Origin of the sequence: Pukyongia salina, assembly GCF_002966125.1 — a bacterium.
Taxonomy (GTDB): domain Bacteria; phylum Bacteroidota; class Bacteroidia; order Flavobacteriales; family Flavobacteriaceae; genus Pukyongia; species Pukyongia salina.
Window position 1 is genome coordinate 2,250,171 of sequence record NZ_CP027062.1, and the last position, 13,141, is coordinate 2,263,311.

Here is a 13,141-nt window from a genome sequence, read left to right on the forward strand (position 1 = left end):
TCTTAAAACAATACCCTAACTTTTACCGAATCTCAGCCTGACCTTCCTTGCGGTCGTCAGCGCCTCAAACAATTCAACAAAAGATATAAAGAACGTTACTTTATGTTTATCATGCGATTTGCATCACATTGATATTTCAAATGTAATATAGAAAATGAAATAAGCAAGAAAAATAACCTCCTTTGTATCAACAAAATATGAACCGGGGTTATTAACATTTGTTCATAACAAAGGCCTCCAATTTGGAGGCCTTTAATTTATGGGGATGGAAGCTATTATTAGCTTCTTTTTTCTCGAATTCTTGCCTTCTTACCGGTAAGTCCTCTGAAGTAATAGATACGTTTTCTACGAACACTACCTACTTTATTTACTTCGATCTTCTGTAAAGCCGGAAGATTCATTGGGAAAATTCTTTCCACTCCAACTGTTCCGGACATTTTACGGATGGTGAATGTTTGCGATGTACCTGTTCCTTTTATCTGGATCACAGTTCCTTTAAAGAACTGAGTTCTTTTCTTGTCACCTTCACGGATCTCATAATACACAGTAATACTATCACCCGCACTAAACTTGGGGAATTCTTTTTTAGTTACAAATTCGTCCTGAACAAATTTTACTAAGCTTTCCATTGTAATTCTTATTAATGGTTTTGTTTAAAACAACATTCACGGTTCTCGCCAGAGGTTGAAGTAAATCGGCTGCAAATATACGGTTTTCTCAATTTCGAGCAATTTTTTACGCAAAATATTTATGGAGAATATTTTGGGCGTTTCCCTGTAGTGCCGGTGAAGTAGAGCGAAGCTCACTTCACGACTACTTCAGGGTCGGGCTTTCCGCGCTACACGCCTGCCCTTTATCAAGGGCTGGGCGGGGTAGCCTGCTTCAATCCCTAACGCAGGTCCTCGTCGTCCAGGAGATCGGGACGCTTTTCTTTAGTATTCTTCAAGGCCTGCTCTTCCCTCCATGATTCGATTTTTGCGGTATGTCCACTGGTAAGTATCTCCGGAACTTTCCATCCTTTGTAATCGGCCGGGCGTGTATATATTGGCGGTGCTAGTATATCATCCTGAAAGGAATCTGTAAGAGCGCTGGTCTCATTCCCCAGAACTCCGGGAAGCAACCGGATCACAGCATCGCTAACAACAGCTGCCGCTAACTCCCCTCCACTCAAAACAAAATCCCCCACAGAGATCTCGCGCGTAATGAAATGATCCCGAACTCTTTGGTCTACTCCTTTGTAATGGCCACATAACAGAATGATGTTTCCTTTTAAAGACAGTTCGTTGGCGATTCCCTGGTTAAAGGTCTCCCCATCAGGAGTAAGATAGATCACCTCGTCATAATCTCGTTCCTTCTTTAGTTTGCTTATGCATTTGTCTATAGGCTCTATCATCAGCACCATCCCGGCTCCCCCTCCAAACTGGTAATCGTCCACCTGCTTGTATGTATTGGTGGCAAAATCCCTAAGATTGTGAGTGTATACAGAAACGAGCCCTTTGTCTATGGCTCGTTTCAAAATGGATGCCTCAAAAGGGCTTTGTAATAATTCGGGTAGTACAGTAATGATATCAATCCGCATTACATCAATTCTTTTTTCATCTTGCATCGGTCTATAGATCCTTTTGCTCTCTCCAACACAGATTTGTCCAGAGTGCCTAAAGCTGCCTTTCGGTAATGCTCTATCGCCTCATCCAGTTTTCCCTGTTGCTCAAACATGATCCCGTACTCGTTCCAGATCGTGGATTTGGTGATCCCGGGGATATTGATAGCCTTGTCAAGTAACTCTTTTAGTTCATCCCATTTGCCCAAAGTGGACAATAAAATTGAGTAGTTATAATACACCGCAGGATACATCGGACTTTTTTCCAGGCAAAGCTTATAGAGCGTTTCGCCTTTTTCGTATTCCTTGAATTTCACTTCGTATAAATAACCCAGGTGATTATATGCCTTCCCGAAATTAGGATCCATATCCAGGATTTTTTCCAGTTTATTGGTGGCTTCATCGTAGCGTCCATCCTTAATATCAAGGTTGGCCTGATCGAGCAATTCCTCTAGTTTGGTTAAGTGATCCATAGTATATTTATTAAAGCATAAAAATACGTCAAATACTTTAATTTATATCTCCCAGGTATAATGAAATACCTCGGTATCCTTTTTAAATCCTAAACGTTCGTACAAGTGCCTGGCAGGATTTTCGATTCCCGTTTCCAGAGTTAATCCTCTGCAGTTTTTTGCTCTGGCAAATTCCATGGCATGCTTCATCAGAGCACCACCAACGCCTTGTCCACGCGCCGACTCATGAACAAACAGGTCGTTCAATACGTAAACAGGCTGCATGCTAACCGAAGAAAACAACGGGTAAAGTTGAGTAAACCCCAAACCGTCACCGTCTTCAGAAAGCGCGAGAAAGACCACCGAATCTTCCTTTGCAAAGCGTTGTGCAAGAAATTCGCGAGCAGCCTTTAGATCACTTTCTCTTTTATAGAATACCCGGTAACTATCGAACAACGGACTTAGTAACTCAAGATCCTCTGTCTTGGCGGTTCTTATTTTCATTTAAATGACATTTTAAGCAAGTAAGTTAATGATAAATAAGGGTAATACAATTCAGTAGAAAATAGAAAAATCCTTTTCTTATCTTTAAGCGTCAATTCAAAAACTAATCAATAATGAAACGGAGATCTTTCCTTAAAAAATCGGCGGCAGCCGGTGCTGCTTTTACTATCGTGCCTAGTTTTGTTCTGGGCGGAACTCACGTACCACCCAGTGACACCCTTTACGTAGCGGGAATTGGTGTAGGCGGACGAGGGGGAGGAGTGGTTAACGAGCTGTTTAAGAGCGGGAAAGTTAAATTCGTGGCTTTGTGCGATGTGGATATGAAGCGAGCAGGCACCACCTTTGCCAATCATCCCGATGTTAAGAGGTATAAAGATTTCAGAAAGGTGTACGACAATCACCTGAAAGACATGGACGCGGTGATGGTAGCAACTCCAGATCACACCCATGCGTCGATTGCCTTACCTTTTATGAAAGAAAAGAAACATGCCTATGTTGAAAAACCTCTTACGCACAATATTTATGAAGCAAGGCTTATGGCAACTACAGCCAAGGAGATGGGGATTACTACACAAATGGGAAATCAGGGTGCATCTGGAGATGGTATCCGTACGGCACAGGAATGGATAGATGCCGGTGTTATTGGAAAAGTTCACAGGGTAGACTGCTGGACCAACAGGCCGGTATGGCCGCAAGGCTTCAAAAAAATAACCACAGGCGAGCCTGTTCCCGAAACGCTAAGCTGGGATCTATGGCTCGGCCCTGCTTCAATGAGGCCATATAATTCTGCCTATCTGCCTTTCAAATGGAGAGGCTGGTGGGACTTTGGAACCGGGGCCATGGGTGATATGGGTTGTCATATAATGGAAACACCGTTTAAAACATTAGGGCTAAGATTCCCATACGAGGCTGAAGCAAGTTGTACAACTATTTGGTCTGGCGATTTTGTAGAAGCCGATTATTCTGAAGCTTGTCCACCCTCATCTATAGTGCGATTGAAGTTCGATACAAAAGTTCATGGCGATGTATCTCTTAACTGGTACGATGGAGGTATCATGCCGGACCTGCCGGCAGAACTTGGCGATGGAGAAGAGCCTGGAGGCCAGGGCGGGGGAAGTATTTTTCACGGTAGCGATGGCATAATGATCACCGATACCTATTCTCGCAACCCAAGATTACTACCATCTACTCGAATGCTGGATTTCACTCCACCCGATCCAAGTATAAAACGCGTGGAGACAGACCATGCAGGAGAATGGGTAAATGCCTGTATAAATGGTGGCGAAACTTCATCTCCCTTCAGTTATGGTGGTCCGTTAACCGAGGCAGTACTTATGGGAAATCTCGCTATTAAAGCCTTCCAGTATAAAACCCTGAAAGAAGGCAAGAAACACGGAGATTGGGATCCCTACAATTATCCGGGACGCCGCACTATTTTATGGGATGGTGAGGCAATGAAAGTAACAAATTACGATCATGCCAACAACTGGGTTAAACGTGAATACCGTGAAGGCTGGCAGTTATAACCACTAATAATAGGTGTACCTTCTAACCTTCGAGATGTACTTGGCAAGCCTAATTACCTGATGACTATAGCCATACTCGTTATCGTACCAAACGTATAGCACAACATTCTTTCCGTCATTCGCCACTATGGTTGCATTGCTGTCGAAAATAGACGGCGCTGAAGAACCTACGATATCCGAGGAAACAAGTTCGTTATTCAGGGAGTATTTTATCTGCTCTACCAGGTCGCCTTCCAGGGCGTATTTCTTCATGATGGTGTTAAGACCGTCTTTGGAAGTTTTGTTCTCAAGTTCCAGTTTCAGGATAGCAAGAGATCCATTTGGCACCGGAACCCTGATGGCATTAGAGGTGAGTTTTCCTTCAAAGGATGGTAGTGCCTTCGAAACTGCACTTCCAGCACCAGTTTCTGTGATCACCATGTTCAAAGCCGCTGCTCGACCACGTCTGTATTTTTTGTGCATATTATCCACCAGGTTCTGGTCGTTGGTATATGCATGGATGGTTTCAAGATGTCCCTGTACCACCCCAAAAGAATCCTCGATCGCTTTTAAAACCGGAGTGATGGCATTGGTAGTACATGAGGCAGCTGAAAATATATCCACTTCTGCAGGATTGTATTCGCGGTGGTTCACTCCATGAACGATATTAGGAATTCCTTTTCCCGGCGCTGTTAATAACACCTTAGAGACCCCTTTCGATTGCATATGGCGGCTCAACGCTTCTTTATCTCTGAAAGCCCCCGTATTATCTATAACCAGAGCATCTTCTATCCCATAAGGGGTATAGTCTATATCCTCCGGGGCATTGGCGGTGATCATATGTACCGTGGTACCGTTAATTATGAGCGCCTCGTTTTCAACATCCGCTCTAACTGTACCCGGAAAATCACCGTGAACAGAATCGTGCTGTAACAATGAAGCTCTTTTCTCAAGAACAGTTTGGTCTACAGTTCCTCTGGTAACAATGGCGCGCAATCGCATTTGGTTTCCCTGCCCGGTACGGGTCATCAATTCCCTTGCGAGGAGACGACCAATCCGGCCAAACCCGTATAGAATCACATCCTTGGGAACTAAATTTTCCGATTCCTTAGCGTCCTTCAGTTTATTGCTTACAAACGCCATGGCGTCTTCGTATTGGTTATCTTCCAGGTGGTATTCGTAGGTGAGTTTTCCAATATCGAGTTTCGCAGGAGGGAGGTTAAGTGTGCGGATGGCCTGAGCGATCTCTACCGAATCGAATATTGAAATTGGCTTTTGCACAAATTCTCCAGCGTATTCATGCAGGTTCAGGATCTCGCTAACGTTGCGGTCAATAAGCTGATTTCTGAAGAGAACCAACTCTATGGAGCGGTCGTACCACAGATCACTTACGATCTTGATAAATTCGACAGTTGCCTTGCGGCGATCGGTTTGAAAAGACAGTTCTTTTTCATAGACTTCGTCAAAACTCATGGGTGCTTTATTTAGGATTTGAAATTTGCTGCAAAAGTATAGAATTCAAACGTTTTCGTAAAGGATATTTATAAAAATAAATACCCCTTCGAAAAAGTCTCTCGAAGGGGTATAAATCTTAGGTAAAAATAGCTTACCTGAAGATAAATGTGTTCTGGTCACCATCGCGATCCAGGAAGGTAAGTTTAATGTCGTCTCCCGCTTTTCGTCTGTTCATTACGCGTTTAACATCGTCCACGTTATTTACCGGTTCATCGTTGATCTTGGTGATTAAAATACCTGCAAGATCGTAGCGCTGCATATCCCTGGTAAGTGCACGATTTACTTTTACGCCACCAGTCACACCATATCTACGCAGATCCTCACTATTGGCATTACGCAATTCCAATCCCAGGTCTTCAAGTTCTACTGTTTCCAGTTTAATTAGTGTTACAGGCACCACCTTTTCTTTCCCGTTTCGAATAATAGTGACATCTACTACATCATTAGGACGTTTCGATCCTAAATAACCTGCCAGGTCCGAAAATTTACCAACCTTGTATCCGTCGAGGCCTTTTATTATATCTCCTTCCTTTATTCCACTCTTGGCAGCACCACTTCCATCTTCTATGCCACCAACAATCACTCCTTCCGTTTCACTAAGGCCTAACTGCTGTGCTATATTCGAGTTTAACGTTCTACCCTGTATTCCAAGGATACCTCGTTGCACATCACCGTATTCCATGATATCTTCAATGATCTTTCGAGTATTATTGGAAGGTACTGCAAACGAGTATCCAACGTACGAGCCTGTTTCGGAAGTTATGGCTGTATTGATACCTACCAGTTCTCCACGTATGTTCACCAGCGCACCACCACTGTTACCGCGGTTCACCGCTGCATCTGTTTGTATAAATGATTGTGGATTACTGTCAAATTCGTTAAGATCTCTAGCCTTGGCACTCACAATTCCTGCAGTTACAGTAGAAGTTAAATTGAAAGGATTTCCAACTGCCAGAACCCATTCACCGATCTTTAATTCGTTAGAATCTCCAAAGGGAACAAAGGGTAATTTCTCTTCAGAATCGATCTTGATGAGGGCGATATCACTCTTTGCATCGGTACCTATCAATTTAGCCTCATATGTTCTGTTGTTATTTAAGGTAACTTCCAATTGTGCCGCATTGGCGATCACGTGATTGTTAGTTACTATATATCCATCAGGGGTTATGATCACGCCACTTCCGGCTCCTACCATCGCCCTTGGTTCACCTCCTCCATAGAAGTATTCCATAATATTGGTTGGTTGTCGACTTATGGTGGTATTCTTTACGTGAACAACCGCGTGAACAGTTTTCTCCGCTGCCTCTGTGAAATCGATGTTGGTTTCACTAAGATTAGTGGTATAGTTTGTTGGAATAAATGAAGTTTCTTCCTGAGGAGCGGCCAACACTACGGGATCATCTTTCTCTAACAATTTATAACCCCCAAGCGTTACAGCGCCTGCAATGAGCGCTACGGTAAATAATCGAACTGTTTGTTTCATATGCGCATACATTTATAATGGTTAACAATTATAAGACTGAAATATTTTTTCAACATTTCATTTTTAACGTCCATTTAACACGCTCCCTTGTATTACAAAAGAATTCGCTTTTTATACCTTTGCCCATATGGCCATAGAATTCTATAAATATCAGGGAACGGGCAACGATTTTATAATCATAGATAATCGTCTCGATATTTTCCCCAAAAATAATACCAAACAAGTCGCCCTTATGTGTGACAGAAAATTTGGCATTGGGGCGGATGGCCTTATTTTACTGGAGCATCATGCGCAAGCCGATTTCCGAATGGTGTATTATAACTCCGATGGAAAGTTGAGTTCTATGTGTGGAAATGGCGGCCGTTGTATTGCTCATTTTGCTAAAAGTCTTGGTATAATTGAAAATTCGGCGGTTTTTGAAGCTGTGGATGGCATGCACGAAGCTACTGTAGAAAATAAGGTTGTTTCACTCCATATGAATGATGTAAGAGAAGTAATCATAAACAACGATTTTGTTTTTCTTGATACGGGCTCACCGCATCATGTCAGTATGGTGGACGATTTGTCAGAATTTAACGTCTTTCAAGAAGGCAGACGTATTCGAAATCAGGTCTATGGAGAGGCCGGGGCTAATGTAAATTTTGTTCAAAAAGAGGGAGATTCGGCCTTTTCTGTCCGAACCTACGAAAGAGGTGTGGAAGACGAAACACTTTCCTGTGGCACCGGGGTTACGGCAGTCGCTCTGGCAATGCATGCGACCGGTGAAACTTCGGCCAACGAAGTGAGCCTGAGAACACCTGGTGGCGATCTCAAAGTGAAATTCAGCAAAAAAGAAAATGGATATACAGATATATATTTAATCGGGCCGGCGGTACAGGTCTATAAAGGCGAATGGGCATGAAGACCTTACAAGGAGAAATAATATTGTTAAGGGCTCTGGAACATTCAGACCTTGATTTTCTTTATAAACTGGAGAATGACGAAAGTGTGTGGGAGGTAAGTAATACCAGTACGCCATATTCAAAATATGTACTGAAACAATATCTTGATAATGCGCACAGGGACATCTACGATGTAAAACAGTTACGACTGGTAATTTGTACGTCTACAGACAAAAAGGCTATTGGTTTTGTGGATCTTTTCGATTTCGAGCCTAAGCATCGCAGGGTTGGAGTGGGAATAGTAATTTTTTCTGAAACAGATAGAAACAAAGGATATGCTTCCGAAGCTTTACAACTTATCTCGAAGTACGCCTTTACACATTTAAAAGTACATCAGTTGTATGCCAATATTTCTGAAGATAACAACGTTAGTATACAACTGTTTGAAAAACTAGGCTATACACTTTCCGGAACTAAAAAGGACTGGCTAACCGCGGCTAAGGGCTTTAAAAGTGAACTACTTTATCAATTGATACATGAAGAAGAATCTTAAACGAGTTATTTGGTCGGTACTTATTCTCGGCCTGGTTGCCATGGCTATCTTTGCATGGTTTGTTTATAGCGCCGTACTGGCTCCTAACACAGCCTTCACAAACAATGAGGCTCACGTATATATACCTACCGATGCCACCTTCGCCGATGTTATGGAGGAGCTGCGTCCCTTGCTAAAAGACGATATTTCATTCGAGGCAGTCGCGAATCGTAAAGGTTATCCGGCAAATATCAAACCCGGGCACTATATTATCACAAAGGGTATGAATAATAACGATATTATAAACACCATCCGCAGTAATAATGTCCCGGTGCGGGTAAAATTCAATAACCAGGAAAGGCTGGAAGAACTTGCAGGTGCAGTAGCCCGACAGATCGAAGCAGATAGTATATCATTGCTCAACGCAATGCTGGACCGCGAGTTTCTAATTAAAAACGATTTAAACCCAGATACAGCGCTATCCATATATCTGCCTAATACTTACGAATTCTACTGGAATACCTCCGCAACCGAATTTTGCGATCGCATGAAAACAGAGTATGATAGGTTCTGGAATGAGTCTAGGCTCGATAAGGCGCAGCAACTTGGGCTAAGCCCCATCCAGGTGATCTCACTTGCGGCTATAGTTCAGAAAGAAACCGCAAAGGTGGATGAGAGGCCAAGAGTAGCCGGATTGTATTTAAATAGGATAAAGAAAGGAATGTTATTGCAGGCAGATCCAACGGTGATATATGCAAAGAAGAAATTGGAAAATGATTTTGAGCAGGTGATAAAGCGGGTTTTATACCGCGACCTTGAACTGGATTCTCCTTATAATACCTATAAATATACTGGCGTTCCTCCGGGCCCTATCAGCATGCCGGACATCTCGTCGATCAATGCAGTTCTCGATTATGAGACTCACGATTATTTATATATGGTAGCCAATGTTTCTAACCCGGGCTATCACAAATTCGCAAAAACCCTGGCACAACATAACAGGAACAGAGCGGAGTATGTTCGCTGGATCAATGCACAGGGGGTGAACAGATAATTCTCTTTAAATATTTGAACCATTGTGTGTTTTAGCCGTTTTTTCGTCGGCAGACCGATTTATTTAGTAAATGAACTGTTAAATTTTACAGTTTAACAACATTGCATTGTTAATAAGATAGTTCATTGTTTTTGAGCATATTATCAATTTCACACCCTATTCGATGCTAATTTTACAAATATTATTGAAAAAAGCTGATTTGTTGAAAATTCCCACAAAAAGTACTCTTAACAAACATTAACAGTCGTCAAATAAAGTTTGTCGATTCGGTCGTATATTTGCAGGCTGAAATTAGATAAGTAAGAAATTACGTATCGAAAGCTAAAAAGAATGAAGCGTAAGTTATTGCGATTTAGTTTATTAGTTACCGTAATCCTGGGAGCTTTCTCGACCTTTTCGTTTAAGAAAAAGGCGGCTACTTCCTATTTCAATACGGAGGGTATGGAATTGTTCTTCACAGTTCCAACAGAAGCAGAAGCAAAATTTGAACTAAAAAATCAAGAGGTTAATTACAACCTCTTTTTAGGAAAGACCTATGTAGGATTTAAAGAAGCTTTAGGCTTTAAAGAATCCCGAAACAACTATAAGATCATAAACGAATATGGTTATATGGGCAAATATCAATTTGGGAAAGGGACTCTCAATATGATTGGTATCTATAATTCCGATCGTTTCTTAAACGACACCAAATTGCAGGAAGACGCTTTTACTGCCTATGCCTCACGAAATAAATGGATCTTACGTCGAGATATCGATAGATATGTTGGGCGTACCATAGGAGGAGTGAAGATCACCGAATCGGGGATCCTTGCTGCAGCGCACCTCGCTGGTGCCGGGAATGTGAAGAAATTCCTTCGCAGTGGCGGCGAAATAGGTTTTAGTGATGCTTTTGGCACATCGATTCGTTACTACTTGAAGAAATTTTCAGGATACGATACTTCCTGGATCGAAGCCGACAAACAGGCGAAAGTTTTATAGTTAGTTATTTATGGATTATGAACAGGGTGGGTCTCTTATTGAGATCCACCTTTTTTTGTTTCCATTCGTCTGCTGTCAATGTGAGAATAAATTCATCCGGCAGACTAATATCGCAGGCCACACAAATTCTGGTATTCCCCTGAACTGTGCTTAATATACTCTCCAGAAGCTGGTTATTTCGATACGGAGTTTCAATAAATAACTGGGACTGGTTATATTCTTCCGAAAGTCTTTCAAGTCGTTTAATTTCTTTTCGTCGCTCTCGTTTATCAATGGGAAGGTAGCCGTTGAATGCGAAATTCTGACCATTAAAACCACTTGCCATCATTGCCATTAGTATACTTGAAGGCCCTACAAGGGGCACCACTTTTATTCCCTGCTTATGGGCTTCCTCTACCACGGCGGCACCGGGGTCGGCTATCCCGGGACACCCGGCATCACTTATCACCCCAACGTCCAGCCCTTCATGACATGGCGCCAGCATATCAGGAATCTCAGATTCGTCGGTGTATTTATTGATGAGTTTAAATTGTAAGTCGGGTTGTGATTTACGAGGCGAAATACTTTTTATGAACCTGCGGGCATTCTTTTCATGCTCCACCACATAGTAGTCTATCTCTTCAACTGCCTTTTTCACCAGTAGAGGCAAGACTTCAAGAGGTGGAGTTTCACCTAAGGTACACGGTATTAGATATAGATTTCCCTTTTCAGAAACCATAATTACCGAATCACCAATTTTTGTACAAGTTGTCTCCCATCTTCTGTAAACAAGCTTACGAGGTAGAGGCCTTGCTGAAGATGCGATACATTCAACTCGAAGCGAGTATTGCCAATCTGGTCTTCAGAAATTATCATACGTCCTGAAATATTCATCACTTGCACAGATTGTATAGATGCATTCTCAATTTGAACTGAAATGGTTTCCGAAGCGGGATTCGGTACCATATGGAATCCACCGGCTTGATTATCGTTTACCCCTGCAATGCTCGCATCAACGATGCGGTAGATGTTTCCGGAGATATCTACTACAAAAAGTTCATCGTTGTTATCCACTCCAAAAGACACCCAGCTTCCACCATATCCACCCAGGTCCACCAGCGTGCCGGCAGGGTCTACCGTAAATAGTTTACCACTGCAAACATCGGCGGCAAAATATAGACCTTGAAGTGCTGGCCACAAGCTGCCACGATATACATAGCCACCGGTAACAGAACAGTTTCCACTTCCACTGCTGGACGAATATTCGGCTTCCGGAAAGGTTAGATTGCCAGGAGGAGGGCAACCGGTAGTGTTATAAGGAGCCGATCCTTCATAGCATCTCCAGCCGTAATTCAGGCCGGCTGTGGTTGAGGGTTGTTTATTAATTTCTTCCACATCTCCCTGGCCAACATCACCAATCCACAGATCGTCCGTCGTACTATCGAAGGAGAATTTCCAAGGGTTTCGAAGACCATAAGCCCAGATCTCCTCTGCCTCGGTAGGGCTACCTGCAAAAGGATTATCGCCGGGAATGCCGTAATTATTTCCACCGCCCGGATTGTCTACGTCTATTCGTAATAATTTCCCCAGAAGGAGTTGGGTGTTTTGTGCCCTGTCTCCGGGATCACCGGCACTTCCCCCATCACCGGAGGCGATATATAGATAACCGTCTGGTCCGAATGCCAGGGAACCTCCATTGTGATTTGAGAATGGCTGAATAAAATCAATTATTGGAAATTCCGATCCGGGATCGGCCGTATCCGGGTTTCCTGCATTTACAGAGAACCTCGATACCTGGGTGTCGCCACCATTATCGATATAGTAAACATAAAAGTATCCGTTGTTTGTATAATCCGGGTGAAATGCCAGGCCAAGTAATCCCCGTTCGTCATTTACCCCGGTAGGGTTGATCACTATGGAATTAATATCAAGGAAAGGCGTTGCGTTTATACTACCGTCTGAATTCAGGATCTTGATGATACCGGCCTTCTCTACAACAAAGAGTCTATCGTCCCCGGCATTTTGTAGATCTACCGGTTGGTCAAACGATCCACCAATGTTAAATTGTTCAATTTCAATTTGTTGTGCCGATGCGTAGATAGGAAACAAAAGGCATAGCAGGACGGGGATAACATTTTTCATAGTAACATTTTTTTTTGATGCACTACTAAAGTAACGAAATACGAAGGAATAAAAAAGTTATAAGCGCGCGGCTATTTTATCGCAGGCCTCATCCAGCATTTTGTAGACATTCTCAAAACCGAAAGCTCCGCCGTAATAAGGATCGGGGACATCCACATTCTCATTGGGGAAGATCTCATCCAGGATGAGTTGGACTTTCGCAATTTCGGCTTCATTTTTTGCCAGGCTTGTTACATCTCGGTAGTTGGAGTTGTCCATTACAAAAATATGATCGTAAGTTTCGAAATCGTAAGCCGAGAATTTTCTTCCACGCTGATACGTAATGTCCAGGCCGTATTTCCTGGCTACTTCTATACTTCGGGGGTCCGGTTGTTCGCCCACATGCCATCCACCAGTGCCTGCAGAGTATACAGTTACCTTATTGGGATCTACCTTAGACCTTAAAATACCTTCTGCGAGGGGAGATCGGCAAATATTGCCGAGGCATACCATCAATACTTTTGTTTTCATTATAAA

The 13,141-nt window shown here is 42.8% G+C and carries 14 protein-coding genes; 5 read left to right on the forward strand and 9 right to left on the reverse strand.

Annotation, left to right across the window (positions count from 1 at the left end; all coding sequences use genetic code 11):
- Positions 1–278: 278 nt before the first annotated feature.
- From rplS to C5O00_RS10285, 4 genes are all read right to left on the reverse strand, one after another.
- Positions 279–629, reverse strand: coding sequence for a 50S ribosomal protein L19 (rplS, locus tag C5O00_RS10270; protein WP_105216769.1), 351 nt, complete (start codon positions 627–629; stop codon positions 279–281).
- Between the two features lie 260 nt (positions 630–889).
- Complete coding sequence (gene trmD / locus C5O00_RS10275) at positions 890–1,579, reverse strand: tRNA (guanosine(37)-N1)-methyltransferase TrmD (protein WP_105217641.1); 690 nt, start codon at positions 1,577–1,579, stop codon at positions 890–892.
- On the reverse strand, positions 1,579–2,073 hold the full coding sequence (locus C5O00_RS10280) for a tetratricopeptide repeat protein (RefSeq protein WP_105216770.1): 495 nt from the start codon (positions 2,071–2,073) through the stop codon (positions 1,579–1,581). The genes trmD and C5O00_RS10280 overlap by 1 nt, the downstream gene beginning before the upstream one ends.
- Positions 2,074–2,115: 42 nt before the next feature.
- A complete protein-coding gene (locus C5O00_RS10285; RefSeq protein ID WP_105216771.1) occupies positions 2,116–2,556 on the reverse strand; it encodes a GNAT family N-acetyltransferase in 441 nt (146 codons plus the stop codon).
- A gap of 113 nt (positions 2,557–2,669) precedes the next feature.
- Here C5O00_RS10285 and C5O00_RS10290 point away from each other — a divergent pair, with 113 nt between their 5' ends.
- Positions 2,670–4,082 carry a Gfo/Idh/MocA family oxidoreductase gene (locus C5O00_RS10290; protein WP_105216772.1) on the forward strand — a complete coding sequence of 471 codons (1,413 nt, stop codon included), beginning with the start codon at positions 2,670–2,672 and terminating at the stop codon, positions 4,080–4,082.
- A 3-nt stretch (positions 4,083–4,085) separates the two neighbouring features.
- On the opposite strand, the gene C5O00_RS10295 is transcribed toward C5O00_RS10290, so the two are convergent.
- Together C5O00_RS10295 and C5O00_RS10300 are read right to left on the reverse strand one after the other, a co-directional pair.
- The gene (locus C5O00_RS10295; RefSeq protein ID WP_105216773.1) at positions 4,086–5,534 is read right to left on the reverse strand and encodes a glyceraldehyde-3-phosphate dehydrogenase; all 1,449 of its coding nucleotides are present in this window, start codon (positions 5,532–5,534) and stop codon (positions 4,086–4,088) included.
- A gap of 133 nt (positions 5,535–5,667) precedes the next feature.
- Positions 5,668–7,059 carry a trypsin-like peptidase domain-containing protein gene (locus C5O00_RS10300; RefSeq protein WP_105216774.1) on the reverse strand — a complete coding sequence of 464 codons (1,392 nt, stop codon included), beginning with the start codon at positions 7,057–7,059 and terminating at the stop codon, positions 5,668–5,670.
- Between the two features lie 127 nt (positions 7,060–7,186).
- Between C5O00_RS10300 and dapF the strand changes: the two genes are divergently transcribed.
- From dapF to C5O00_RS10320, 4 genes are all read left to right on the forward strand, one after another.
- Complete coding sequence (gene dapF, locus C5O00_RS10305) at positions 7,187–7,960, forward strand: diaminopimelate epimerase (protein WP_105216775.1); 774 nt, start codon at positions 7,187–7,189, stop codon at positions 7,958–7,960.
- Positions 7,957–8,493, forward strand: coding sequence for a GNAT family N-acetyltransferase (locus C5O00_RS10310; RefSeq protein WP_105217642.1), 537 nt, complete (start codon positions 7,957–7,959; stop codon positions 8,491–8,493). The genes dapF and C5O00_RS10310 overlap by 4 nt, the downstream gene beginning before the upstream one ends.
- Entirely contained in the window at positions 8,477–9,526 is a 1,050-nt protein-coding gene (gene mltG, locus C5O00_RS10315) for an endolytic transglycosylase MltG (RefSeq protein ID WP_105216776.1), read from the forward strand. Before C5O00_RS10310 ends, mltG begins: the two co-directional genes overlap by 17 nt.
- A gap of 330 nt (positions 9,527–9,856) precedes the next feature.
- Positions 9,857–10,504 (forward strand): peptidoglycan-binding protein LysM, encoded by a 648-nt coding sequence (locus C5O00_RS10320; RefSeq protein ID WP_105216777.1) that lies wholly within the window; start codon positions 9,857–9,859, stop codon positions 10,502–10,504.
- Between the two features lie 4 nt (positions 10,505–10,508).
- On the opposite strand, the gene C5O00_RS10325 is transcribed toward C5O00_RS10320, so the two are convergent.
- The 3 genes from C5O00_RS10325 to C5O00_RS10335 are packed head-to-tail and all read right to left on the reverse strand — an operon-like array spanning position 10,509 to position 13,135.
- Positions 10,509–11,222 (reverse strand): SAM-dependent methyltransferase, encoded by a 714-nt coding sequence (locus C5O00_RS10325; RefSeq protein ID WP_105216778.1) that lies wholly within the window; start codon positions 11,220–11,222, stop codon positions 10,509–10,511.
- Positions 11,223–11,224: 2 nt separating this feature from the next.
- Positions 11,225–12,625 carry a PQQ-dependent sugar dehydrogenase gene (locus tag C5O00_RS10330; protein WP_105216779.1) on the reverse strand — a complete coding sequence of 467 codons (1,401 nt, stop codon included), beginning with the start codon at positions 12,623–12,625 and terminating at the stop codon, positions 11,225–11,227.
- A 57-nt stretch (positions 12,626–12,682) separates the two neighbouring features.
- The gene (locus tag C5O00_RS10335; protein WP_105216780.1) at positions 12,683–13,135 is read right to left on the reverse strand and encodes a low molecular weight protein-tyrosine-phosphatase; all 453 of its coding nucleotides are present in this window, start codon (positions 13,133–13,135) and stop codon (positions 12,683–12,685) included.
- Positions 13,136–13,141 lie beyond the last annotated feature (6 nt).